The following is a 24778-nucleotide window of genomic DNA, read 5'->3' as shown; positions in this document are numbered from 1 at the left end:
TGAGCCACCAAATATAAATAAATGACAGATTACCAAATCGGTTCAGAGCAATTGTCTTTAACCGTTATTGAAAACATCATTCAGGAAAAAAAAAGCATTAGTTTATCTGCATTAGCAATTGATCGGATTGAAAAATGCAGAAAATATTTAGATAATAAATTAAATACAAATGCAGATCCTATTTATGGGATTAATACTGGATTTGGTTATTTACAAAACGTAAAAATTGAAGCCGTAAACCTCACGCAACTTCAGCATAATTTATTGCTATCTCATGCTTGCGGAACAGGACAAGAAGTGCCTAAAGAAATAGTAAAATTAATGCTTTTACTTAAAATACAGTCTTTAAGTTATGGCCATTCTGCTGTTGCTTTAAGTACTGTACAACGTTTGGTAGAATTTTACAATCATGATATTTTACCAGTAATTTATACGCAGGGTTCACTAGGTGCATCAGGAGATTTAGCTCCCCTTGCACATTTAGCTTTGCCTTTAATTGGTGAAGGTGAGGTTTGGTATCAAAATGAAAAAATTAGCAGTGCTGAATTAAATAAAAAATTAAATTGGAAAGCACTAACCTTGCAAAGTAAAGAAGGCTTAGCACTAATTAACGGCACTCAATTTATGAGTGCTTATGGCACGTTTTGTTTATTAAAAGCACAAAAACTTTCAGCATGGGCTGATGCAATTGCAGCAATATCTATTGATGCTTTTGATTGTAGAATTGATCCTTTCCTAAATTTAAGTCACGTTATTAGACCACATCAAGGGCAACTTGAAACGGCTAAAGCTATTAAAAATTGGCTCGAAGGAAGTACATTAATAGCCAGAAAAGGTAAGCAAACGCAAGATCCATATTCTTTCCGTTGTGTGCCCCAAGTTCATGGTGCGAGTAAGGATAGCATCAATTATATTCAGTCTGTCTTCGAAACAGAAATGAATTCTGTAACGGATAACCCTAATGTTTTTCCAGATGAGGATTTAATTATTTCTGCAGGGAATTTCCATGGGCAACCGTTGGCATTAACTTTAGATTTTTTATGTTTGGCATTGGCCGAATTAGGTTCAATTTCAGAGCGCAGAACTTTTCAGCTAATTTCTGGAACTAGAGGATTGCCTCCATTTTTAGTTAAAAACGCTGGATTAAATTCAGGCTTAATGATTACACAATACACCGCAGCATCTATTGCAAGTGAAAATAAACAATTGTGTACGCCTGCATCTGTTGATAGTATTGTAAGTAGCAATGGGCAAGAAGATCATGTAAGTATGGGGGCAAATGCCGCTACGAAATGTCTTCGAGTTGTAGAAAATGTAGAGCGAATTTTGGCTATAGAATTACTAACAGCAAGCCAAGCATTAGAATTAAGATTACCAGAAAAATCATCAGTTAAAATTGAAAAATTGGTGAATAAATATCGTGAACTTGTTTCATTCAATGAGGCGGATAGGCTTTTAGCAAGTGATATTAAAGCTAGTGTTGAGTTTATGAGAACATCAACTATTTAATCGTCATTGCGAGACACGAAGCAACCTTAGAACTATAGGTTAAGCAATCACTTTAAGATTGCCTCGCTTGGTCGCAATGACGAGTAGTTTATTTTTTATACATCTGATTTAAATTAGCCGCAGGCATTTGTACCTGAGTTTCATCAGATAATTTACCTGAACAGTTTGCAATGGTAGTATTTTGCACTTTTACCGTTGCGACTCCATTCGTATTTAATACTAGATTTGAAATAGTCTGTTTTTTAGCATTATTATAGTCGTTACCAATTTCAACTTCGCAGTTTCCACGTGTAGTAATAGCTGCATTTTCAAATGAGTTTTCCCCTATGTAAAGATTTGTATGCTCTAAATCTAAGTTGATAGATTTAATATCATCTTCATTAAAGCTTAGTCTCTCTACATCAATTGTTTTTAAATTTAATTGTTTGATGTGCGTTCCAGATTCAAAGGATAATGAGCTCATCTTTTTAGTATTTAATGTTAAGCTATCAGCTGTGCTCGTTACATTTAAATCATTTAAGTTGGTTACATTTAATGATTTCAAGTTAGGTCCATACACGTAGATATTTGTGTACCTAATTCTGTTTTCTTCTGTTTCAACTTGATCTTTAATATTGAGTTGTAATTGACCACTTGCATCTACAGTTGCTACTACTAAATCTTTAAATTTATTTTGGATTTTGATGCCAAACTTTTCATCTTTTATGAGATGGATAGTGATTGCCAACCCTTTACCATCTGCAATATTTACAGTTTCAAATGGAGAGGCAAGAGCTATACTTGTCATATTCTTAGTAGGTGTACTAAAGTTTTCTATCTTTTGATCTGCAATATCTTTATAACTACCTGTTTTATATTGTGTTGCAGACACAATTACCATTCCCAAAACCGGAATTAAAATCAGTGCTACCGCAAAAGCGATTAATATTTTATTACTTGTTTTCATTATTTATGAATTAAAATTTTCTTTAACAAAAGTGTTATAGCGATCTTGTAATTCGTCAAACCCTATGTTTAATAAATACATATTTCTAAAAACTACCGGAAGTTCGTCGTCCATAAATTGCGCTTTTCTATAACTTTTTACATTTGCTATCGCATCGTCGTCTACAAAAAAACCAATTCCTCTTTTGTTGTTAATTATGTTCTTAGTTTGAAGTAATTCGTAGGTACGCATTACTGTATTTGGGTTAACCTCTAGCTCGACGGCCATTTCCCTAACAGAGGGAACTTTTTCATCACCTTTCCATTTTCCGAGCAAAATGTGCTCACAAACGTACTCTGCTATTTGAAGGTATATTGCCTTATTATCTCTAAATTCCATATCGATACCATTTATAATTAAACCTGTTTTTCTTTAAGGCGTACGTAAGTTATCACCCAAAAAATTGCCGTTAATAAAAGTAGAAGTGAAAACATGCCTAATTCTATTAAACCTTTTGAGATATTCTCTCCATTACCTGTATTTATTGGAATTTTATTATCAAACATTGTTTGTCCAGTTTTTACAATAATATAGGTCCATATGCCTGAGAAAATCATTACTGAAATAGCTGTTTTAATATAGTGGAACTTATTAAAATAAATGGAACCTAATAAGAATATGCTCGTTACAAAAACCGGTGTAAGTAAGAATACCGATGTAAATTCCTTAGGATAATTTCTAGTAAAAAAGAAAGCCAAATTATCTCTAGTTTCTACTACTTTACCGTAAGAATCTCTAAAAGAAGTTGCTGTATCTACATTATGAAAAATACTTCTTAGCTTACTTACAAATGCAAGATCGGTTAAGTAGAAAATTACTAAAAAACTAACTGTACTTAATACAGCAGTAAATAGAACACCAGTTAAAAACTTCTCAAAAGTAGATGCTGGTATCATTAAATCTATAATTGCTTTTGATTTTTGGCCCAAATGAGCAAAGTAACTACTTGCAATGACCGTGATAAATAGAAAGCCGAAGATTAAAAATAATGGTTCTCTAAAATTCAATAACCTTTCAGAAAAAAGACGCTGTTCGAAGATAGTGTTCCAAGTTGCAAAACTGTAAAAGGTGATAATAACCCCAAGTGCAACCGCTAAAGTAATTAGGTAAATTTTACCAAATTCTAGCCACTGTCTCTTTAACAAAAGACCAAAACGTTGTATGCTAAATGTGTTGTTCATGTGTGTTAAGATTTTAGTTAAAAATTGGTTTTAATTTATTTTTTTCTGCCAATACCGCATTAAACAAAAGTTCAAGATCTAGTTTACTATCTTCATCATGGAAGTTTTGTAATACAGCATTATAACCCGCTAAAGAAGGCTCTGCATAAATTACTTTATCATCTATTTCTTTAACACGTTTAAAGCAAAGTTTATTGGTAATTTCTTCAACCGATGCTTTTAATGCTACTTTGTTTTCATCTAGCATAATTACGGTATCAATTAAATTATCTAAATCCCTCACTTGGTGTGTTGAGATGATAATGCAACGATCATCTGTTAAAGCCGACGCCATAATTTTACGGAACTGCGCCTTTGAAGGAATGTCTAAACCATTGGTTGGTTCATCCATAATTACCAATTTAGCTTGTGTAGCTAAACCAAAGGCGATGATCACTTTTTTCTTTTGGCCATAAGACATGTCGATTAATTTTTGTGCTACTGGGATATCAAACTCTGCTAAAAGAGCCGTAAAGTACGGATGATCAAAATTTGGATAAAAGCCAGCATTTGCTTTTACAAACGCATCAATTTTTACTGATGGCAAATAAAATTCTTCAGGGATAAAACAAATTTCTGCTAATAATGCAGGTTGTCTTTTTGAGGGATCGTAACCCATTACGTCCATCGATCCGCTATCTGCGTAAACTAGTCCGGCTATGTTTTTTAATAAGGTTGATTTACCCGCTCCATTCTTTCCTAGTAATCCATAAATATGTCCAGTACTTAATTGCATGCTCATATTTTTGAATAACAGTTGATTTTTGCGGTAACCAAAATTCAGGTTGTTAATTTTAATCATATTCTACTGTATTAGTTAAATAATACACTAAAGTATAATGTTATTTTGAAAGCACCAAATTATTTTGAAATTATTTTTAATTATCATTTAGGGATGGCGAAGAATCTCAGTTAGAAATTTTCAAAAAAAGCCCTCATTGCGCTATAGACGACAATTTTTGACATGAAAAAGCCGCAAATGCGCTGATTAAAAAATCTGCAAATTTGCGGCTATTATTTAGGCAAGAGAGCCAATTAGTATTACCCAACTACAGTAAAGGAACACTAATTCCAAAACTTACATTACGTCCCGAATTATAAATTCCTGCAGGTTTATATCTGCTTAAGTGATTATAATATAACTTATTACCTAGGTTTTGTCCTGTAATCCACAAATTAATTTTACCATTTTTAACTTTCAAAGAAGTTCCAATGCCAGCATCTAACAAAGTGTAGCCATCTGTTTCAGTTTCAAAACTATCAAAGCGATCTTGTTTAAATACATTAGTTAATCCAACTTTGATAAAACTATCTTTCAATCCTTTAATAGTTGGTTCAAAACGCAATTCATTATTTAAACTTGCAGCTGGAATAAAAGGTAAGGCTGTATTATTTGCTTTATTAGTGCCTTTTACATAAGCAAAGGTGTTTTCAAAATGCAGAGATTTAATTAAATGAAAATCTACAGAAGCCTCACCACCCAACAATTCTGCATCTGTTTGCACATACCGATATAATGGCAATGTAGTTGTCGTGCCATCTTCTTCTAAAAAGGGATGAGTTTCGTTATTAAAATTACCAGGATAGATATAATTGTAAATACGATTGCTATATGCATTTAAACCAATGGTTACTTTTTCAGCATTGTATTCTAAGCCTAAATCGAACTGCAAACTGGTTTCTTGTTTTAGATTGCTATTTCCAATCTCGTATCTAAATGTACCTTCATGACGGCCGTTTGCGCCTAACTCTGCAATATTTGGCGCTCTAAATCCCGATCCAGCATTTCCTTTCAAGTTTAAGTTTTTAGCAATTTCAAATGCAAAACCGATTGATCCAGATATGTTAGAAAATTTATTATTAAATGCTGTAAAAACTTGATTTCCATCGGAAGTTAAATCATCGCCATCCACATTTTTATAATCGTAGCGAACACCTGCATTAATTGCTCCCTTTGTAAAATTACGTTTCAAATAGGCAAATGCACCAATATTATCACTTGTATAATCTGGAATTAAAAACTCATCTCCCCTATTTAAATTAGTTTGATGCATTCCCTGTACACCAACGGTTGGTTCCCAAACGCCACTATTAGCGAAAGAATACTTTACATCATAAGTATAAGAATTCAATCCCAAATTTAAGCCTGGTTCTATTGCGCTTTCTTCAAATTCTTTACGAATATTTCGCTGAAAAGCCAATGTAGTTTTCAATTGCCCACCACCTAAAAGAACATTACTATTTATAGCAGCCCTATAATGATTAATATTTTGAAAAGGAAGGTTAAGCTTTCTGGTTTGCGCTTCATCGTTAGTGATTATTGCACCATTTTCGTCTTCATAATCACCATTGGCATTTGGGCCATTTTCTACCAAACCAACGTTTGTATTAAACTTTGATAGACTTAAATGTGCATAACCCCACGTTTTATTTAAACCTAACATTCCACTGAAGTTAGTTTCGTTAAACCCAGAATTTGGAACTGTTTTATCGCCGTAACTGAAACCATATGCATTTTTGTATGATGCCCGTCCACGATAAACAAAACCATTGGTATTGCCCTGTAACATTAATGAAGATGCTGTTAAACCATTGTTTGTATTATAACTAGTGGTAAAGTTCCCATTAAAATCTCCAGATGCAGGCACTAAATCATCAATAATATTAATTACTCCACCTAATGCATCAGAGCCATACAATAAACTTGCAGGGCCTTTTAAAACTTCAATTCTGTTGGCCGAAAATTGATCAACTTCAACACCATGTTCATCTCCCCATTGTTGTGCTTCTTCTCTTGCACCATCAACAATAGTTAACACGCGATTATAACCCAAACCTCGAATAGATGGTTTTGAAATTGCACCCCCAGTTGTTACCTGAGAAATACCTGGCACTTTTGCTATTGCATCTATAATATTTGTGCCTCCAGCCTGCGCTAATTTTTCTCTGTTTACAGAAACCACAGCCAAACTGTTAGTTTTATTATTCGAACTATATGGCGTTCCGGTAATTACCACCTCTGCACTTTCAATAACAGATTGTTCCAATTCAAATGTAATTTGACTATTCTCAGCCAAATCGACTTGTTTAGATGTTGTTTTATAACCTAGGTATCTCACTTCTACCAAGAATTTTCCTTTAACAGGAATATTTGTAAATGTAAATTCTCCACTAGCGTTTGTGGTAGTGGTTGCTTTTAAATCTGAAATGTAAATTGTAGCACCAGAAAGAGGCTCTTTAGTATTGGCATCGGTAACTTTTCCTTTAACTTCTGTTAATTCTGTAGCAAACAATGGCACAGTAAAACAGGCAAATAGTACAACCATTATTAGGCGTATCTTGTTCATCATAATATATTTTTAAGGATTAAACAGCGCATAGTTTAACTAATAGCTATTCATCATATAATTAAATAATAAGTGGATTATTTAGCTTTCGCTAATTCAATTTGTAGATATTACGACAAATTTGGTGGACCTCTAAGTGAGGTGGAAATAAGCTCTGCATAAGAACTTGTTACTACGGCAATATTTTTTGGCATCAACTTACTTGTTAAATAAGTAATGTGCGTAGTAGTATTAATGGTATAGTTTTTTTCGAAATGAGCAGCGCAGATTAAACAAGTGTCCTGCTGTGTTTTTATATGTAGCTTATGGGTACAATGTTTTTCAGCTATTGTATCCACAACTTGTGCGTGATGATGTAAAGCGCTCCAAGGAGTTATGGCAAGGGAAAACACCCACAGCATAGCTACTGCTAAAAGTTTTTGGATATATATGCGCTTATTTTTCAATTTCATGACAAACCTAAGCAAATAACATAAATTTCCTACATTTGGTATTGTAACATTGCCTTGATATGACGACTAATATTGAAGAAAGTTTAAACCTTAAAATTAAGCAAACACCTACTGGAAGTACATTAACTTGTAAAGGTTGGGTACAAGAAGCGGCATTAAGAATGCTGTTAAATAACTTAGACCCAGATGTTGCCGAACGTCCAGAAGATTTAATTGTGTATGGAGGAAGAGGCAAAGCTGCTCGTAACAAAGAAGCATTAGTTTTAATTATTAAAGCGTTAAAAAACTTAGAGGATGATGAAACTTTACTCATCCAGTCGGGCAAACCAGTTGGCGTTTTACCTACCCATAAAGATGCGCCAAGAGTGTTAATTTCTAATTCACAATTAGTACCAAAATGGGCAACTCAACAACATTTTGACGAATTAGAAGATAAAGGATTGATGATGTATGGTCAAATGACGGCTGGTTCGTGGATTTACATCGGCTCACAAGGAATTGTACAAGGTACTTACGAAACTTATTCAGCACTTGCCAAAAAACATTTTCAAAGCAATTTAAAAGGAACGTTAAATGTTACTGCTGGTTTAGGCGGCATGGGTGGTGCACAACCTTTAGCCATTACCATGAATCAAGGTGTTTGCCTAGCGGCAGATGTAGAAGAATGGCGTATTAAAAAGCGTTTAGAAACTAGATATATTGATGAAATTTCTTACGATATCGATCAAGCAATTGATAAAGCATTAACTTACAAAAAGGAAAATAAAGCAATTTCAATCGGTGTAGTTTGTAATGCTGTAGAACTTTTACAACGTTTGTTAGACCGAAACATCGTTCCAGATACTTTAACTGATCAAACTTCGGCTCACGATCCTTTAATTGGTTATTTCCCAGAAGGATTATCTGTTGAACAAGCAAACGCATTAAGAAAAGAAAACCCTGATGAATATATAAAACGTTCGTATGCTACCATGGCAAAACATGTGCAACAAATGTTGGAGTTACAAAAACGTGGGGCAATAACTTTCGATTATGGAAATAATCTACGCGGTAGGGCATTAGAAGTTGGCGTTAAAAATGCATTTGATTTCCCTGGATTTGTACCTGCCTACATCCGTCCTTTATTTTGCGAAGGAAAAGGTCCATTTAGATGGGCAGCTTTAAGTGGAGATCCACAAGATATTTATGAAACTGATAAATTAATTCTAGAACTATTCCCAGAAAATGAAAGTTTACGCCAATGGATTACCATGGCGCAAGAAAGAATTGCTTTTCAGGGTTTACCTGCCCGTATTTGTTGGTTAGGTCAGGGTGAGAGAGAAAAAGCTGGGTTAGCATTTAACAAATTAGTAGCTGATGGAAAAGTAAAAGCCCCAATTGTAATTGGTCGTGATCATTTAGATACAGGTTCTGTTGCCTCTCCAAATCGTGAAACTGAGGCTATGCTTGATGGCTCTGACGCAGTTGCAGACTGGCCAATTTTGAACGCATTAATTAATACTGCTGGTGGAGCTAGTTGGGTTTCTTTACATCATGGTGGTGGTGTTGGCATCGGTTATTCTATACATGCAGGAATGGTTATCGTTGCAGATGGAACAGAAGATGCAGCAATTCGAATTAAACGCGTTTTACACAACGATCCAGCTATGGGTGTGATCCGCCATGCGGATGCTGGTTACGATATTGCAAAAGATACCTTAAGGGAACACCGATTAGGATTGAAATAAAATGATGAAACAACTTTTATTAGTAGGTTTTGGTGGCGGGTTAGGAAGTATTTTCCGATACCTTACTTCTATATTAACAGCAAAATATTATACCAATACTTTTCCATTAGCAACATTTATTACTAATGTTTTAGGTTGTTTTATAATTGGGCTTCTGATTGGTTCTTTTGGACAAAATATTTCTTCTAATCAAAATTTAAGATTATTATTTATAACTGGTTTTTGTGGGGGCTACACCACTTTTTCTACATTCGCTGCAGAGAATATTTCCTTATTACAAAATAATAATTATCTCACATTAATAGCATACACACTTGCCAGCATTGTTGTTGGCTTCTTAGCTGTAGGTTTAGGATTAGTGATTACTAAATAACAAATTAAAATCACCGAATTCTCCTTTAACATCAAGCTTAATTATTGCAAATAAGTGATAAATAAAGTCTTAATTTTGAGTGGTTTCAGAAACCAAACTTACATTTTTTACGTTTTTAAATAAAAAGAAAATGGCAACAGCAGCTCAAATTAAAAAGGCATACATCGATTTTGTTTTAACACACGATGAAAAACCGAAATCGGTTTACAGTTTCGTTAAAAAATTGAAAATTACAGAAGCTGATTTTTATACTTTTTATGCTTCTTTTGAAAGCATTGAAAAGATGATTTGGGTTGAACTGCTTGTAGAAGCGATAAATGAAATCCAAACGCAAGAATTGTGGGCGCAATATTCATCTAGAGAAAAAATACTCTCATTTTTTTACAGTTATATAGAATTCTTAAAGGCAAATCGGAGCTTTGTAAAGTATAGTTTAAAAGCTCACGGAAATAGATTAAGTACCCCTGAGGTTTTGAGTGGTGTAAAGCCAATTTTCGAAAACTTTGCAGAACAGATCATAAACGAAGGCCTGGAAAGTGGCGAACTTGCTGATCGCAAATTCTTAAGTAAGCGTTATAAAAACGCACTTTGGGTTCAATATGCATTTATTCTTAATTTTTGGATTGATGATGACAGTAAAGGTTTTGAAAAAACTGACGAAGCAATAGAAAAAGGTATTCAAGTTACTTTCGACTTATTTCAGCGTTCGCCAATTGATAACTTATTTGAATACGGAAAATTTCTTTCCCAAAACGGAAAGCTTAAAGAAAAGATGGGATTTTAAGACCAAATGAAAGCACAAGAAAGCATGCCTACCACCAAAGTAGAGCGTTCTGCAAAATTTGTGAAAACAGGTTTCCAGATTGGTGGCAATTACATCAAACATTATAGTAAAAAGCTGTTCAATCCAGACTTAAGTCGCGATGAACTCAATGAAGATAATGCTTCGGACATTTATAGTTCTTTAAGTGAATTAAAAGGTTCTGCGTTAAAAGTTGCTCAAATGCTTAGTATGGATAAAAATATCCTGCCAAGAGCTTATGTAGATAAATTTACGCAATCTCAATACAACGCACCCCCTTTATCTGGACCGCTAATTGTACGCACATTTACCAAGAGTTTCGGTAAAACGCCTGAAAAAATTTATGATAAATTTAATATCAAATCTACACATGCGGCCTCAATTGGTCAAGTGCATGAAGCACAATTAAACGGCAAAAAGTTAGCAGTTAAAATTCAATATCCAGGGGTTGGCGATAGCATTTCATCAGATTTAAAAATGGTGAAACCTATTGCTTTTCGTTTATTAGGAATGAGCGAAAAGGAACTGAGTATATACATGAAAGAGGTAGAAGAACGTTTATTGGAAGAAACAGATTATGAACGTGAAGTACGAAGTTCTGTAGAATTTGCCGAAGCTTGTAAGAACTTAAATAATATAGTTTTCCCAGATTACTATCCACAACTTTCTAGCAATAGAATTATCACAATGGATTGGATTGAAGGTCAACATTTAAAAGAATTTTTAAACACCAATCCTTGTCAAGAATTAAAAAATAAAATTGGGCAAGCCCTATGGGATTTTTATAATTTTCAGCAGCATGAATTGAGAAAAGTCCATGCAGATCCTCATCCGGGAAATTTCTTAATAACTAAAGATGAAAAACTTGGTGCAATAGACTTTGGTTGCATCAAAGAAATGCCAGATGATTTTTATGAACCGTTTTTCTCTTTAACATCTACAGATTTATTCGAAAATAAAGAAGAAACCATAAAAGCCTTCCGTCAGTTGGAGATGATTTTACCAAATGACACACCCGACCAAATCGAATTCTATTATAAAGCTTATAAAGAAATGATCTCTCTTTTTGCTAAACCTTATGTAACCAATACATTTGACTTTAGTCAGAAACAGTTTTTTGAAGATTTGTATTCGTACGGCGAAAAGATTAGTAAAATGCCAGAGTTCAAACAAGCTCGTGGAGTAAAGCATTTCATTTACATTAACCGTACTAATTTTGGTTTGTATAATATTCTTCATGAATTAAACGCAACTGTAAAAACTGATACTTATAAACCACACGTAAAAAGGAAATAACAAATCGCTTAGCTTGGCTGTTACGTATATAATTATTCATTCACAAACATGAAAATTCTACTTACTGGCGCCAATGGATATATCGGCACACGCTTACTCCCTGTATTATTAGAAAATGGGCACGATGTGGTTTGCATGGTTCGTGATCCACGTAGGTTTGCTCTTGAAAGTGATTTTGGCAATAAAGTACAAATCATTACAGGCGATTTATTAAATCCTAAAAGCCTAGAAAATATACCACTTGATATTGAAGCAAGCTATTATTTAGTTCATTCTATGACGGGTAGCGGAGCTGATTTTGCAGATTTGGAACAGCAATCAGCTCAAAATTTTGTAAAAGCGATTAAGCGCACTCAATGCAAGCAAATCATCTATCTTACTGGTATTGTTAATGATGATGAACTCTCTAAGCATTTAAGTTCTCGACTTGCAGTAGAGGAAGAATTGAAAAATTCAGGAATTGATTATACAATTTTAAGGGCCGCAATCATCATTGGCTCTGGTTCAGCCTCTTTCGAAATTATTAGAGATTTAACAGAAAAACTCCCTGTAATGGTAGCTCCAAAATGGGTAAGTACTAAATGTCAGCCCATAGCTATTAGAGATGTGCTCGAATATTTATGTGGAGTTTTAGGTAATGATAAAGCTTACAATCAGATTTTTGACATTGGTGGTCCAGATATTTTAACTTACAAGCAAATGCTTTTGCAATATGGAGAATCAAGAAACCTAAAAAGATATATTTTAACTGTACCTGTATTAACGCCAAAATTATCGTCTTTGTGGCTTAATTTAGTTACTGCGGTACCCTATTCTTTAGCTAGAAGTTTAGTTGATAGCATGAAAGTAGAGGTGATTTGCCAAAATGATAACATTAAAAATGCAGTACCCAAAAAGTGCTTAAGTTATAAAGAAGCGCTGAAATTAGCTTTCGAAAAAATTGAACAAAACTCTATTGTAAGTAGCTGGAAAGACGCATTAAACAGAGGTTATTTAGAAACTTATTTTATGGATCAAGTTAAGGTACCCCAAAACGGCACTGTAGAATATAAAGTAAAAATGCCCTTTGAGCGCAAAGCTGAAGAAGTCTTCGAAAATATTTGGGGCATTGGAGGTAGCAGGGGATGGTATTATTTAGATTGGCTTTGGAGTTTGCGTGGCTTTTTAGATAAAATGTTTGGCGGAGTGGGCACTAGACGTGGAAGAACCAGTAACACAAGTTTACAAGCTGGCGATGTTTTAGATTTTTGGCGGGTATTGTTGGCAGATAAAACCAGTAAACGTTTATTACTTTATGCTGAAATGAAAGTTCCAGGAGAAGCATGGCTCGAATTAAAAGTAGTGCAGTATCATGGCAAATCTTATTTATCACAAATTGCAACATTTAGACCTAATGGTTTATGGGGAAGAATATATTGGTACACGATGTTTCCATTTCATTTAGTTTTATTTAAAGGAATGGCAAAGCAGATTACCCAATATAAACCCCAATAATTATAGTTTAAAATCTAAAAAACGTATCCTTACCACCTACTTTACCACCAAAGTTTTGGATGTTGTAGGTTAAAGTAACTAATCCATGTCTGCCTAAGTTATTGGTACGTGTATCACGAATTGAATTGTCGCTAATGGAAATATATCTGCGTGTATTTGTATTTAGAATATCGTTCACCGCAAATTTTAATTGAGCTCTATCGTTTTTCATAAACAATAAAGTAAGAGCGGCATTCCAAATTTCTACATTGTTATTATAGCCAGCGGTTTCTTGTGTGTTGTGTTGAATTTTATAAGTTGTTTCCCATACCATTTTCTTTGGTAAGCGAACAATTAATTCGGTTTCACTATTGTGAGTATAAAAATTCAAATCTCTATAAAATGCATCATCATATGTACTTTTGTTATAGGCAACGCTATATGACTCTCCTAATTCAAACTTGTCGCTTAGGTTAATTCTACCACTAATTCTCGGTGCGATAGTGAAAATTTTAGCATAACTCCTTACATCATTTATCTGTACAATGTTGCGTGTGTAGTTAGAATAAAATCCTGTTCCAAAAGTAAATTGCTTTGTTCCTTGTTTAAAATCTTTGTTAATATTTCCGCCCAAATAAAAACGCCAAATCCCATCAGCATTAATTGGAGTATTTGTTTGAACGCCTGTTGGAGAAATAGTTCTAGCCATAATTACAGCATTATTCTGCACACTTCCATTCGAATTTAGGTTGTAATTAAGGGAACGTTTTGTATCGTACTTGTAAATGTTTAAGTTGACTTGATAAGACTTCGCTGGTAATAAATTCGGATTACCTTTTTGCTCAAATAAAGGATCAGTATTATTTGTAATTGGCTGAATGTATTTTACATCTGGCTCTCTAAATGATGGCGAATAACTTAAATTAAATGCTTTGTAAGTAATGTTTAATGATGGTGCTATAAATTGATAATGTTGCTCAAATGATGGATATGAACTAAAATTATTTTTTAAATCGATGGTATTAAATACAAAACCTGGTTGTATACTCAAGTCTTTTGTTGCTTTCCATCGTAAACTTGTTCTTGTGTTGGTTTTATATCCACTTTGTGTTACTGTCTCAGATAAATTTGGAACCTCAACATCATATGCCTGATTAAGTGGGTTTTTATAAAAAGTGGTAAGCGCATTTTCATTATCCAAATAATTTGCGCCTACAGCCAAGCTCAACCTTAATTTTTTACTAATTGGCTCGTTATAATTCGCACTTAAATACACCCCAAAATTTCTAATATTATTATCCCTTAACTGATCTAAACTTAATGTTGATGGCGCTGGCAAATAAAAATTGTTATTAGAATTATTAAAATTATCGTTTAAATTATCTTTTTTGGTGAGACTAACACTTGTATTTAGTGATCGCCCCGACTTCTTAAAATCTTTCCATAAACTAGTCAGCAAAGAATAATCTGCGTTATCTCCATTTAAACGAGAATTATTTAAACCATTGTTAACTAACTGATTGGTTGTATTTTTATTCTCTGTTTGAGTTACTCCTAGGTTTCTTAAAATATTTAGTGTAACAGTCGGTTCAAATGAAAGCTCTGTTAAACTATCGATTTTCCATTCTGCTCTTGCCCCAAAATTATGATTATAGCTTTTGTTTTTTAGATTAGAAATCGTACTTGTATAAAGCTTTTCAGTTCCTAAATTTTGGTCAACATAAATCTGTTGATCGATTAAAGTTTTAGCTTGTCCAAAGAAGTATTTTCCATTAATCTTTATTCCATTTTTGGTTAATGTATTAAAATTCGCTCCAGCGCCCAAAGATTGCTGCACACCAGTAGAAGTCCCTCCAAAACCAATATTATTTAATTCAAATCCTCCTTCACTATTAATCATGATAGAATTTATACCAGCTCGGCTAAATCCTCCAATACGAGAAACATCTCCAATACTAAAACCTGGTTTATTAATATTATTGCCATATGCCAAGACACTTACTTGTGTTGTATCTCTAAAGAAGTTCATAATACCACCAGCTTCAAATAAATCATTTGGCCCACCACCAGCATATAACTTTCCAAAAGCGCCTTTTTTAATTGCTTTTTTCAGTTTTAAATTAATGACTTGCGGTGTATTCCCTGCTAATAGATCTGGGTCTCTCCGCTTTGCTTCTTTATCATCACTTACCTGAATTTTATCAATAATATTTGCTGGTAAATTTTTAGTCGCCATTTGTTGGTCACCACCAAAAAACTCTTTCCCATCTACCAAAATTTTACTTACGGCTTTACCATTTACTTGTATCGAACCATCAGATGAAATTGCTACTCCTGGTAATTTTTTTAATAAATCTTCAACTACGGCGGTTGGCAAAGTTTTAAAAGACTCTGCGTTAAATTCAATTGTATCTTTTCGAACAATTATGGGTGGTCTTTCCGAATTAATTACAACTTCATTTAAGTTATTTGTTTTTCCTGAAAGCAATAATTTGCCTAAATCTACATTCAGTGCACTTGGCAATAATGTTACTTCCTTACGTAAAACATTGTACATCCAAGCATTAACTACTAAGCGATATTTTATTCCGGCCTCAAGATTAGAAATTTTAAATGTGCCTTTATCATCAGATAATTTATAGGTGGTTAAAACTGTATCTGCACCCTTGAAAACGGAGATAGTAGCATAATTTAACGTTAGTTTTTGGTTTGTACTATCTAATAAAACTCCTGAAATACTTCCTTTTTGAGCAAACAAGAAATTAGTAAATAAGATTAAAGCGAGGGCTAATAAAATTCTTTTCATAAAATGGGATAACAGCTAAAAGACACCAAATTTTTTATAATGTTACATCAAACCTAAAAAATTAGTTGATAAAAATTATGATTTAACAACTTTGTTACGATTATTTCGTAGGCTGGATTAGCATTTGGTTATCCAAAATAACAATTACCCGAAGGATGATTTTATGAAATGTGACGAAAGCCCCAATAAATGTGATGAGCGAAGTTTTATAGTAAGATTTTACTACTTACTTCTTTATCAATGGTTATATAACCTGGATATTTAACCAAATTATTTCCAACTAGTATTGATGGTTTAATTTTTAGCGTAACCATACCTTTCTTTTCTGTGCCTTTACTTGCGCTAGTTAAAAATGCCGTGATATCATCTAAAACTTTTCCATTTGCAATAAATTGATAAATATTCGCATTTAATTGCACAGGAACAGTAATTTTTTGACCTGCATCAATACTAACTCTTTGGTCTACTGAACCGTTTGCAATTTCTTGTCGATTAATTAGAATGATATATTCGAAATTATTAATTGCTGCTAAAGCACCTGATGGATTACTAATTTCAAGATTTAAATTTGCTCTTAATGGAATATCTTTCCTCAAATATCCTAATGCAAAAGCAGGGATGCTCACCAGATTAACAGATTTTTCATCAATCAATTTTTTAACATCTGTACCTGCAATTGTGATATTTGATGCATTGACTAACTTATATTCACATTGTTCTAATGCTTTAATTTGTTGAGCTTGTTTATTAATACTACAAGAAGATAAACCAACGGCCAAAAGGCAAATCAAAACTATTTTATTCATCGTAATTAATTATTAGACATGAAATCAAATAAGACTACACAACAACAGTGCCACTCGAAATTTACAGCATAAAACTAATTCTTTTAGAAATTTATTTTTAAGGTGACATTCTTTATGATCCATTAGCCTATCTTGCTCTAAATTGAATTTGATGACAACTAATCATTCAGAACAAAAAAAGAAAATCAGCATTTTAGGCTGTGGTTGGTATGGCTTGGCTTTAGCAAAAAAGTTAATTGAAAATGGTTTTACTGTTAATGGATCTACCACAAGCAGTAATAAATTAACCCTACTGAATGAAGTTGGAATAAAACCGTTTTTAATTAATCTATCAGAAAAAGAAATTGCATATGATGCAGATTTTTTTAACTGTGCTATTTTATGTATTGCCATTCCACCAAAGAGCAATTCCCCAGAGTTAGATTCATTTATTACAAAAATAGATGCGATTGCTCTGGCAGCTGAAAAAGCTAGGGTGGAACAAATTATTTTCATTAGCTCTACTGGGGTTTATCAAGATGGAAATTTTATTGTAGATGAAACGATAATTCCTGAACCACAAACAGCTTCGGGCAAAACATTATTACAAGCAGAAAATATTTTAAAGAGTAATCCTTCATTCACAACAACTATTATTCGCTTTGGGGGATTGATTGGTCCAAATAGGAATTTGGCAAAGCATTTTGCTGGTAAAAAAGATATTTCTAATGGTTTAGCTCCAATAAATTTAATTCATTTATCTGATTGTATTGGACTGACTGAAGCTATAATTAATCAAGAAGCATTTGGAAAAACATACCATGGGGTAACTCCACATCATCCTTCTAGAAAAGAATTCTATACTCAGGCTTGCATTGCATCAGGTTTTGAGGAACCTTATTTTATTGATGAACTTCTGGATTGGAAACAAATAGATAGCATAAACGTGCCTACTATTTTAGCTTATAATTACGAAGTGAAGAATTGGTTGGAGTATGGAAAAGTTAAACATTAAAGAATTAAGATAATTGAATGTAATTTTCTTAATTCCTTAATATAAATTATTAGGCAGTTGCCAATTTACTCACATTACGATATGGGAATGCATTAAAAATATGTCTTCTTGCGAATCTACCCGGAGAGTCTGCGTTTACTAATTTAATATACATTGCTCTTGGTACGTCAAAGTATTCGTAGCCGCTACCATCAAAAAAATCAATTCTTAAAATTTGGTCTTTATATTGAAAATCTTGAATATTTGATAATGTAGTAGTTTGGATATATTCTTCTTTTGAATGCTCCAAAGTTTCAGGTGCAATACTTAATAAAAAATTATACGCTTCGATAATCTCTTTACTTTTTTCTTCAGCTTCTGTGTGTTTATCTGCATCAGCACTAAACTTATCAGGGTGCCAATCTTTCATCAAGCCTCTGTAAATACTCTTGATTTCTTTTAACTCTGTAGCCTTAGTAACACCTAATATTTTTCTGTAATCTCCAACTTTTTTCATAAACCTTTTTATATGTTATTGTTTATGAAATAATTGCAAATTTTTAAAGCGCAACACTCAGTAAAACAATTTTTGTGCAAAGGTACGCTTTTTTAAGGAAAATTATAATAAGCGCTTTACTAATTGTTATTTAGCCTTAATCCATGCCGCGATATCATCGATTAGCTTTTCTGAAACATTAACTGGCGTTTGATATTGTGCTGTTGTGCCTTTCTCTGTTTGCGGGCTTAACAAATGATTTAATTCTGGATACAACTTTAAAATTGCGTTTGATTTTTTACCCAAAGCTGTATTCCACAAATTATAATCAACCTCAGAAACTTGAAAATCATTTCCTCCTTGAAAAACAAGAATACGCTGCTTTAATTTTTTGGCAACAGCAACTTGATCATAAGAATTTAAATCAACCCAATAAGATGCTGGTAAACCTATCACAAGCGAGTCTGCTTTCATAGTTCCCAATTGTGAAATTCTACTCTTCCCTATTTCACCAATTACTTCTTGCATTTTATCTTTGGCAGCTTGCGTAGTGTCTTTTGCAAGTTCAAACATATATTTATTTTGGTCTAAAATAATGTCCGTTAATTTTCTAGCAGGAGCGGCTGCTAATATAATTCCTTTTAAGTCTGGAGCCATGGTAGCCAAACGAGGAGCTAGCATTCCACCTAAACTATGTCCTAATAAATAAATGCTTTTTGTGTCTGCACCAGAAATGGTTTTAGCCAATGCAACTGCCGCTAAAGCATCATCCATTACTTCTTCTTTAACTGTAAATACACCTCTAAAATCATTTGGATAAATTAACGTTCTTTTCACATAACGTACAGAACCAATTCCTTTTGAAGCAAGCCCTAAAGCTAAATCTTTTAGAGGTTTATTTGGACCTACAGTTTCATCCATATCACTAGGTCCAGAACCATGTACAAGAACAATTACGGGGAAATTTTTTACATTTTTAGGCGTAGTAATTATTGCCGCAAGTTGATGACCTGACGTTTGAAGATAAACTGATTTTTCTTGGTATAAAGTGGTATCAGCAGCGTAACTAGGCTTGGCATATGTTACCGCTTTTGGGGCCATAAAAAGTCCAACTAATTTTTCACTTTTATCGAAAGCTAGCATAAAATCTTGCTCATCCTTTTCAAATTTACCGTTTACAATTACAACATAATATTGTCCCTGTACTTTACTTTGAATCGCCTCTAAAGACTCTGTTTTCCCCAATTTTGTTTTTACAGAACCCCATAGTTGTTTTAAATTTTCGACAGAAACTTTAGCTTGTTCACTTTCTGCGAAATAGGCATGAGCTGTATCAAATTTTCCTTCTTCTAATAAGGTGAAAAACTCATTAGCTTTACCAAACAGGCTTAAAACATTTTGAGAGAATGAAACTGTACTTACAAATAATAGTGCAATTAAAAGGATGGTTTTCTTCATAAAATCTAATTACCTCACATTTAGTGAGATTCAAAGTTAATAATATTTAATTCGCTTTAATGTTAAAAACTGTGAAATAAAAACGCTGTTCCAAAAATTGAAACAGCGTTTTCAAATTAAAGAAAAAGAACTTTATAAAAGTTCAGCCTCTATAGTTATTGTAGTGTTTAACAACTTAGAAATTGGACAATTTGCTTTTGCATCGGCAACAAGCTCATCAAATTTACTTTGTGACAACCCTGTTGCTTTAACTTTTACCTCCAAATGTATATCCACAATTTCTCCTTTTTCTGGATTAAGATTAACTGTAGCTTTGGTTGTAATTTCTTCGGGTGTAATATTTTCTGCAGAAATATTAAAACTCAACTTCATGGTAAAACAACCCGAATGTGCCGCAGCAACTAACTCTTCAGGGTTTGTACCCACACCTTCTTCAAAGCGACTTTTGAAAGAATATTGTGTCTGATTTAATGTTCCACTTTGTGTGGTCAATGTTCCTTTTCCGTCTTTTCCTGTGCCATTCCAAACGGCTGTTGCATTTCTTTTCATATCGAATTGTTTTTAATAAAGAAAGGTAATTTATAGCATATATGTTTGCATGTATCAAATTCTGACAATAAATTTACTCATATTTTCTCTAAATAATTTTAGTTTAAAATATCATTGCAATAAATATCTTTGTAAGATATTAAAACATACTACCGCATTGGCAAAAAATTCTAAATCGTACAAAAACATCTTAGTTATAGAAGATAATCATGCTATTTTAGATGTGATAACTTTAATTCTACAAAGTGAAGCTTACAAAGTTTCTGGCCTAAATAAAAGTGCGAATATGATGGACCATATTCATGCTTTCCAACCAGATTTAATGATACTCGACATTATGCTTCCTGATGCTGATGGTAGGGAATTACTTACGCAAATTCGCACGAACGAAAAAACTGCTGACATTCCAGTGCTTATGATTTCAGCAAAATACACTGCTCAAAATATTCAACATGGCTCACATAAACCAAATGGATTTTTAGCTAAACCTTTTGATATAGATGACCTTTTAGATAAAATTGAAGGTATTCTTGCAGGAAAAACCTATTTGTAATTCTTGATTTAGTCTAGGCTAAGTTCGTTCAGCAATATTTTCCTACATTTAAGAAAACTAAAGCTAATGAACGCAAACGAACAACTCATTAACACTTTTTATACCTGTTTTAAAAATAAGGATTATAAAGGCATGCAAGCTTGTTATGCAGATAATGCCATTTTTAGTGATGCCATTTTTAAAAATCTAAATGCAGAGCAAGTTAAAGCAATGTGGGAAATGTTAATTTTAAAGGGTAAAGATTTAAGATTAGAATTTAACAATATATCTGCTGATGAAACTACAGGTAAAGCACATTGGGACGCTTATTATACATTTTCAGCAACTGGTAAAAAAGTAATAAACCGAATTGATGCAAGTTTTGAATTCGAAAATGGGAAAATAGTTAAGCATGTAGATAATTTTAACTTTTATACTTGGGCAAAACAAGCTTTAGGATTAAGCGGAATGTTGTTAGGGTGGACAGGGTTTTTGAAAAATAAAATTCAAACCACAGCTTTAAGTAACTTAACTAAATTCATGAATAATGAAAGATAATTTCTCCACCCAATCTGCACAATATGCTAAGTTTAGACCAAAGTATCCTGAGAAACTTTATGATTTCCTTTTTTCTCAAGTAGAACACACTGAATTTGCTTGGGATTGTGCTACAGGGAATGGTCAGGTTGCTGTAGAACTTGCTAAAAAATTTAATTATGTTGAGGCCACAGATATAAGTGAGAAACAACTAATTAATGCACCACAATTAGCTAACATTAACTACAAAGTTGAATCCGCCGAGCAAACGGAATTTGCAGATCATCACTTTGATTTAATTACTGTTGCACAGGCAATTCATTGGTTTAAGTTTGATACCTTTTTTACAGAAGTAAAGCGTGTTTTAAAGCCGGGTGGAATATTTGCCGCCATTGGTTATGGCATTATGCACATAAATCCAGAAGTAGATAAAGTTGTGCATTATTTATATGAAGATATTTTAGGCAAATATTGGGATGAGGAAAGAAGACATATTGAGGACAACTACTTAAATATTCCTTTTCCATTTAAAGAGATAGAAAGTCCTGTATTAGAAATTTTAACGGAATGGAATTTTGAGCAATTAATTGGTTACCTAGAAACATGGTCTTCACTACAACATTACATTAAAGCAAACGGAGAAAATCCAATGGCTTTAGTTTATGAAGATTTAAGAAAAGCGTGGGGAAATAATGAGCAAATGGCTATTCATTTTCCACTTTTACTTAAGGTTGGAAGAAATTCTTAATTATTTAAGTTTTGCTATAATGGCAGCGATATCCAACTTTTGCTGATCTCCGCTTTCCATATCTTTTAAGGTTAGTAATCCGCTATTCATTTCATCCCCGCCAATTAAAATCACATATGGGATATTTTTAGCATCTGCATAACTCATTTGCTTTTTAAGTTTCGCTGCAGCTGGATATAACTCTGCAGAAATATTAGCAGCTCTTAATTCCTGTATAATTGGCAGAGCATACATCTCTGCGGCTTCATCAAAATTACTAATTAGCACTTTGGTACCCTGTGCAGCAGATGCCGGAAATAAGTTGAGTTCTTCTAGCACATCGTAAATTCGATCTGCACCAAATGAAATTCCTACACCAGTTAAATCTTTTAAACCAAACATACCCGTTAAGTCATCATAACGACCGCCACCACCAATACTTCCCATTGCAACCTCATTGGTTTTAACTTCGAAAATACAGCCTGTATAATAATTTAAACCACGAGCTAGAGTTATATCTAGCTCAATAGCGGCTTTCAGCTGTGAATTTTCGGTTGTGAGTTTACTAACATAGTCGAAAACAGTTTCAATCTCTACAATTCCTTTTAAACCAATTTCAGAACTTGCCAAAACAGTTTTTAAACTTTCCAGCTTTTCAGTATTCGAACCTTTTAACATGATTACAGGTTCTAATTTTTCTATATCCGTATTGCTAAAACCACGTTCTAATAATTCCTTAGTAACGCCATCAAAACCTATTTTATCTAGCTTATCAATTGCAACAGTCATATCTACAATTAATGCTGGTTTACCAATAATTTCGGCTATACCTGATAAAATTTTTCGGTTATTGATTTTAATATCGAAATCTTTTAAACCTAAATTTTTTAAAGCTTCATGGTAAATTAAAATAAACTCCGCCTCATTTATTAATGATGGAGAACCAACCACATCTGCATCACATTGATAAAATTCTCTGTATCTACCTTTTTGTGGTCTATCTGCTCGCCAAACAGGTTGTACTTGAAAACGTTTAAAGGGAAATGAAATTTCACTTTGGTGCATTACTACATAACGTGCGAAAGGTACTGTTAAGTCGTAACGTAAAGCTTTTTCAGAGATTAGACTCACCAGTTTATTGCTGTTTTCATCCTGTGCAAAGTCAAACGATTTCTTTTTTGGATCATTCAAGAATTCTCCAGAATTAAGAATTTTGAAAATCAATTTATCCCCTTCATCACCATATTTACCAGTTAAAGTTTGCAAGTTCTCCATACTTGGAGTTTGAATTTCTGCATAACCATATTTTTTGAAAACAGCTTTAATGGTATCAAAAATATAGTTGCGTTTCACCATTTCTTGTGGCGAAAAATCTCTTGTTCCTTTTGGTAAACTGGGCTTGGTAATAGACATGGCGCAAAAGTACAAAAAAGATTATTGAACAAAGAGCAAGGAATTAAGACACTTTTTCTTAATTTATTTGGTGATTTATTTTTTAAGTTGAAGGCGTTTGCGATAACTCAATTGACGCCAAATCCATTCTATTGGACCATAATTATATCTCGATAACCACCATTTGCTAAAGTAAACTTGTACAATATAAACTACTATGGCTAATATTAGATAAAACCAAAGCGGTTTTGTATTCCAAATACCGAAACCAAAACCAGAGAAAACAAGTAAGCCTATTAAGTTTTGGGTCATGTAATTTGTTAATGTCATTTTACCCATAATAGCCATGCTTGCAAATGCATTTTTTAGCTTACCTGATATATAAAGCCAACAAATTGAGGTTGCGATAAAAAGCATAGAGCTCAAAATTATCCAATACCTGATATTATAATATTTTGAAACATTCCATTTCATGTTTGTGTCCAACATTGAAAATCCTGTTAACAAAATCGCAATGATTAAACTAGTCCAAAATGTAGTTTTAATCCATTTTTTCTTGGTATTCAACTCATTAAAGAAGTTGATTTTATACAAAGAAAATCCCCATAAAAAACAGCAGAACATAACTACGTGAACAGTATATAAATAGGGCTTGCTAATTATTTGCGCTAAATAGGTTGCCTGTAGGCCAAAACCTAAAACGTCTATGGGGTTATTACTCTTATATAACGGAAATAATTTAGGTAGTTCTGCCCAATTGGTATTATTTAAAGAATAGATGTAGCTACTGAGTGCAGGGATTGCTAGTAATAAAATTAAACTAGTGATAAATGCAGTCTTTGCAGATGCACGATAAAAACACAGCAACAACAAACCTAGCACCGCATAATCCTTTAATATATCGCCAAAAAACAAAGCACTATTAATTAATGCTAATACCAATAACCAAAACATTCTTCCAGCAAAAAAACTATATGGATTATGTCCTTTTTCTTTAATATTATTCATAAGAACAGCAAAGCCATAACCAAAAAGCAAACTTAGTAATGTCCATGATTTAGCAGAGAAAATAATACTTGTTATATAAAAAAGAATATTAGTAAAAAGATCTGGTTTATAAGTTGTCCAATCTCTGCCAAGTGTGAAGAAATCGAAATAATTCATGAGTACAACACCAAATAGTGCCCAACCTCTGAGTACATCAACTATTATTGTACGCTGGTTTAATTGAATTGGCTGGTTAAGTCCATTATTCATATACGCTGAAATTAAATGCTTTATCTAAGATAATGTTATTTTTAAATAACACCGAAATAAA

At 33.1% G+C, this 24778-nt stretch carries 23 protein-coding genes; 10 read left to right on the top strand and 13 right to left on the bottom strand.

Annotation, left to right across the window (positions count from 1 at the left end; all coding sequences use genetic code 11):
• Window positions 1–21: 21 nt before the first annotated feature.
• The gene (hutH, locus tag HQN85_RS08620; protein WP_173271251.1) at window positions 22–1509 is read left to right on the top strand and encodes a histidine ammonia-lyase; all 1488 of its coding nucleotides are present in this window, start codon (window positions 22–24) and stop codon (window positions 1507–1509) included.
• 88 nt (window positions 1510–1597) lie between these two features.
• On the opposite strand, the gene HQN85_RS08615 is transcribed toward hutH, so the two are convergent.
• From HQN85_RS08615 to HQN85_RS08590, 6 genes are all read right to left on the bottom strand, one after another.
• Window positions 1598–2455 (bottom strand): hypothetical protein, encoded by an 858-nt coding sequence (locus HQN85_RS08615; RefSeq protein WP_173271249.1) that lies wholly within the window; start codon window positions 2453–2455, stop codon window positions 1598–1600.
• 3 nt (window positions 2456–2458) lie between these two features.
• A complete protein-coding gene (locus tag HQN85_RS08610) occupies window positions 2459–2833 on the bottom strand; it encodes a GntR family transcriptional regulator (RefSeq protein WP_173271246.1) in 375 nt (124 codons plus the stop codon).
• A gap of 17 nt (window positions 2834–2850) precedes the next feature.
• Window positions 2851–3675, bottom strand: a complete 825-nt coding sequence (locus HQN85_RS08605) for a hypothetical protein (protein ID WP_173271244.1) — start codon at window positions 3673–3675, stop codon at window positions 2851–2853.
• Window positions 3676–3688: 13 nt separating this feature from the next.
• Entirely contained in the window at window positions 3689–4516 is an 828-nt protein-coding gene (locus HQN85_RS08600) for an ABC transporter ATP-binding protein (protein ID WP_173271242.1), read from the bottom strand.
• 247 nt (window positions 4517–4763) lie between these two features.
• Complete coding sequence (locus HQN85_RS08595; RefSeq protein WP_246249704.1) at window positions 4764–7064, bottom strand: TonB-dependent receptor; 2301 nt, start codon at window positions 7062–7064, stop codon at window positions 4764–4766.
• A gap of 107 nt (window positions 7065–7171) precedes the next feature.
• Entirely contained in the window at window positions 7172–7513 is a 342-nt protein-coding gene (locus HQN85_RS08590) for a hypothetical protein (RefSeq protein WP_173271240.1), read from the bottom strand.
• Between the two features lie 59 nt (window positions 7514–7572).
• Here HQN85_RS08590 and hutU point away from each other — a divergent pair, with 59 nt between their 5' ends.
• The 5 genes from hutU to HQN85_RS08565 all read left to right on the top strand — a co-directional run bounded on the left by hutU (window position 7573) and on the right by HQN85_RS08565 (window position 13205).
• Complete coding sequence (gene hutU / locus HQN85_RS08585) at window positions 7573–9240, top strand: urocanate hydratase (protein ID WP_173271238.1); 1668 nt, start codon at window positions 7573–7575, stop codon at window positions 9238–9240.
• A gap of 1 nt (window position 9241) precedes the next feature.
• The gene (gene crcB / locus HQN85_RS08580) at window positions 9242–9613 is read left to right on the top strand and encodes a fluoride efflux transporter CrcB (RefSeq protein ID WP_216847252.1); all 372 of its coding nucleotides are present in this window, start codon (window positions 9242–9244) and stop codon (window positions 9611–9613) included.
• Between the two features lie 130 nt (window positions 9614–9743).
• Complete coding sequence (locus HQN85_RS08575) at window positions 9744–10397, top strand: TetR family transcriptional regulator C-terminal domain-containing protein (RefSeq protein ID WP_173271236.1); 654 nt, start codon at window positions 9744–9746, stop codon at window positions 10395–10397.
• 6 nt (window positions 10398–10403) lie between these two features.
• Complete coding sequence (locus tag HQN85_RS08570) at window positions 10404–11711, top strand: ABC1 kinase family protein (RefSeq protein ID WP_173271234.1); 1308 nt, start codon at window positions 10404–10406, stop codon at window positions 11709–11711.
• A gap of 48 nt (window positions 11712–11759) precedes the next feature.
• On the top strand, window positions 11760–13205 hold the full coding sequence (locus HQN85_RS08565) for an SDR family oxidoreductase (protein ID WP_173271232.1): 1446 nt from the start codon (window positions 11760–11762) through the stop codon (window positions 13203–13205).
• A 7-nt stretch (window positions 13206–13212) separates the two neighbouring features.
• On the opposite strand, the gene HQN85_RS08560 is transcribed toward HQN85_RS08565, so the two are convergent.
• Together HQN85_RS08560 and HQN85_RS08555 are read right to left on the bottom strand one after the other, a co-directional pair.
• The gene (locus HQN85_RS08560) at window positions 13213–15990 is read right to left on the bottom strand and encodes an outer membrane beta-barrel protein (protein ID WP_173271230.1); all 2778 of its coding nucleotides are present in this window, start codon (window positions 15988–15990) and stop codon (window positions 13213–13215) included.
• Window positions 15991–16196: 206 nt separating this feature from the next.
• Window positions 16197–16796, bottom strand: coding sequence for a hypothetical protein (locus HQN85_RS08555; protein WP_173271228.1), 600 nt, complete (start codon window positions 16794–16796; stop codon window positions 16197–16199).
• A gap of 151 nt (window positions 16797–16947) precedes the next feature.
• On the opposite strand from HQN85_RS08555, the gene HQN85_RS08550 reads away from it, so the two are divergent.
• On the top strand, window positions 16948–17790 hold the full coding sequence (locus HQN85_RS08550) for an NAD(P)H-binding protein (RefSeq protein ID WP_173271226.1): 843 nt from the start codon (window positions 16948–16950) through the stop codon (window positions 17788–17790).
• A gap of 49 nt (window positions 17791–17839) precedes the next feature.
• Here HQN85_RS08550 and HQN85_RS08545 read toward each other — a convergent pair whose 3' ends face one another.
• The 3 genes from HQN85_RS08545 to HQN85_RS08535 form a co-directional block, all read right to left on the bottom strand.
• Window positions 17840–18286 (bottom strand): KTSC domain-containing protein, encoded by a 447-nt coding sequence (locus HQN85_RS08545; RefSeq protein WP_173271225.1) that lies wholly within the window; start codon window positions 18284–18286, stop codon window positions 17840–17842.
• 126 nt (window positions 18287–18412) lie between these two features.
• On the bottom strand, window positions 18413–19723 hold the full coding sequence (locus HQN85_RS08540; RefSeq protein WP_173271223.1) for a DUF3887 domain-containing protein: 1311 nt from the start codon (window positions 19721–19723) through the stop codon (window positions 18413–18415).
• A gap of 132 nt (window positions 19724–19855) precedes the next feature.
• Window positions 19856–20272 (bottom strand): OsmC family protein, encoded by a 417-nt coding sequence (locus HQN85_RS08535; RefSeq protein WP_173271221.1) that lies wholly within the window; start codon window positions 20270–20272, stop codon window positions 19856–19858.
• Between the two features lie 157 nt (window positions 20273–20429).
• Between HQN85_RS08535 and HQN85_RS08530 the strand changes: the two genes are divergently transcribed.
• The 3 genes from HQN85_RS08530 to HQN85_RS08520 all read left to right on the top strand — a co-directional run bounded on the left by HQN85_RS08530 (window position 20430) and on the right by HQN85_RS08520 (window position 22089).
• Window positions 20430–20825, top strand: coding sequence for a response regulator transcription factor (locus tag HQN85_RS08530; protein ID WP_173271219.1), 396 nt, complete (start codon window positions 20430–20432; stop codon window positions 20823–20825).
• A gap of 66 nt (window positions 20826–20891) precedes the next feature.
• Window positions 20892–21362, top strand: a complete 471-nt coding sequence (locus tag HQN85_RS08525; RefSeq protein ID WP_173271217.1) for a nuclear transport factor 2 family protein — start codon at window positions 20892–20894, stop codon at window positions 21360–21362.
• Window positions 21352–22089, top strand: a complete 738-nt coding sequence (locus HQN85_RS08520; protein WP_173271215.1) for a class I SAM-dependent methyltransferase — start codon at window positions 21352–21354, stop codon at window positions 22087–22089. The genes HQN85_RS08525 and HQN85_RS08520 overlap by 11 nt, the downstream gene beginning before the upstream one ends.
• On the opposite strand, the gene hisS is transcribed toward HQN85_RS08520, so the two are convergent.
• Both hisS and HQN85_RS08510 read right to left on the bottom strand, forming a co-directional pair.
• Complete coding sequence (gene hisS, locus HQN85_RS08515; protein ID WP_173271213.1) at window positions 22090–23481, bottom strand: histidine--tRNA ligase; 1392 nt, start codon at window positions 23479–23481, stop codon at window positions 22090–22092.
• Window positions 23482–23556: 75 nt separating this feature from the next.
• Window positions 23557–24717, bottom strand: a complete 1161-nt coding sequence (locus HQN85_RS08510; protein ID WP_173271211.1) for a DUF418 domain-containing protein — start codon at window positions 24715–24717, stop codon at window positions 23557–23559.
• Window positions 24718–24778: the final 61 nt, after the last annotated feature.

Source organism: Pedobacter boryungensis (assembly GCF_013204825.1).
GTDB classification, from domain to species: domain Bacteria; phylum Bacteroidota; class Bacteroidia; order Sphingobacteriales; family Sphingobacteriaceae; genus Pedobacter; species Pedobacter boryungensis.
The sequence above is the reverse complement of the archived record's forward strand: the minus strand, read 5'-3'. Positions and strand labels throughout refer to the sequence as shown.

What these genes read in the sequence shown, in the direction of transcription:
- hutH (WP_173271251.1), top strand. Translation starts at nt 22, where the DNA reads ATGACAGATTACCAAATCGGTTCAGAGCAATTGTCTTTAACCGTTATT.
- HQN85_RS08615 (WP_173271249.1), bottom strand. Translation starts at nt 2,455, where the DNA reads ATGAAAACAAGTAATAAAATATTAATCGCTTTTGCGGTAGCACTGATT.
- HQN85_RS08610 (WP_173271246.1), bottom strand. Translation starts at nt 2,833, where the DNA reads ATGGAATTTAGAGATAATAAGGCAATATACCTTCAAATAGCAGAGTAC.
- HQN85_RS08605 (WP_173271244.1), bottom strand. Translation starts at nt 3,675, where the DNA reads ATGAACAACACATTTAGCATACAACGTTTTGGTCTTTTGTTAAAGAGA.
- HQN85_RS08600 (WP_173271242.1), bottom strand. Translation starts at nt 4,516, where the DNA reads ATGATTAAAATTAACAACCTGAATTTTGGTTACCGCAAAAATCAACTG.
- HQN85_RS08595 (WP_246249704.1), bottom strand. Translation starts at nt 7,064, where the DNA reads ATGATGAACAAGATACGCCTAATAATGGTTGTACTATTTGCCTGTTTT.
- HQN85_RS08590 (WP_173271240.1), bottom strand. Translation starts at nt 7,513, where the DNA reads ATGAAATTGAAAAATAAGCGCATATATATCCAAAAACTTTTAGCAGTA.
- hutU (WP_173271238.1), top strand. Translation starts at nt 7,573, where the DNA reads ATGACGACTAATATTGAAGAAAGTTTAAACCTTAAAATTAAGCAAACA.
- crcB (WP_216847252.1), top strand. Translation starts at nt 9,242, where the DNA reads ATGATGAAACAACTTTTATTAGTAGGTTTTGGTGGCGGGTTAGGAAGT.
- HQN85_RS08575 (WP_173271236.1), top strand. Translation starts at nt 9,744, where the DNA reads ATGGCAACAGCAGCTCAAATTAAAAAGGCATACATCGATTTTGTTTTA.
- HQN85_RS08570 (WP_173271234.1), top strand. Translation starts at nt 10,404, where the DNA reads ATGAAAGCACAAGAAAGCATGCCTACCACCAAAGTAGAGCGTTCTGCA.
- HQN85_RS08565 (WP_173271232.1), top strand. Translation starts at nt 11,760, where the DNA reads ATGAAAATTCTACTTACTGGCGCCAATGGATATATCGGCACACGCTTA.
- HQN85_RS08560 (WP_173271230.1), bottom strand. Translation starts at nt 15,990, where the DNA reads ATGAAAAGAATTTTATTAGCCCTCGCTTTAATCTTATTTACTAATTTC.
- HQN85_RS08555 (WP_173271228.1), bottom strand. Translation starts at nt 16,796, where the DNA reads ATGAATAAAATAGTTTTGATTTGCCTTTTGGCCGTTGGTTTATCTTCT.
- HQN85_RS08550 (WP_173271226.1), top strand. Translation starts at nt 16,948, where the DNA reads ATGACAACTAATCATTCAGAACAAAAAAAGAAAATCAGCATTTTAGGC.
- HQN85_RS08545 (WP_173271225.1), bottom strand. Translation starts at nt 18,286, where the DNA reads ATGAAAAAAGTTGGAGATTACAGAAAAATATTAGGTGTTACTAAGGCT.
- HQN85_RS08540 (WP_173271223.1), bottom strand. Translation starts at nt 19,723, where the DNA reads ATGAAGAAAACCATCCTTTTAATTGCACTATTATTTGTAAGTACAGTT.
- HQN85_RS08535 (WP_173271221.1), bottom strand. Translation starts at nt 20,272, where the DNA reads ATGAAAAGAAATGCAACAGCCGTTTGGAATGGCACAGGAAAAGACGGA.
- HQN85_RS08525 (WP_173271217.1), top strand. Translation starts at nt 20,892, where the DNA reads ATGAACGCAAACGAACAACTCATTAACACTTTTTATACCTGTTTTAAA.
- HQN85_RS08520 (WP_173271215.1), top strand. Translation starts at nt 21,352, where the DNA reads ATGAAAGATAATTTCTCCACCCAATCTGCACAATATGCTAAGTTTAGA.
- hisS (WP_173271213.1), bottom strand. Translation starts at nt 23,481, where the DNA reads ATGTCTATTACCAAGCCCAGTTTACCAAAAGGAACAAGAGATTTTTCG.
- HQN85_RS08510 (WP_173271211.1), bottom strand. Translation starts at nt 24,717, where the DNA reads ATGAATAATGGACTTAACCAGCCAATTCAATTAAACCAGCGTACAATA.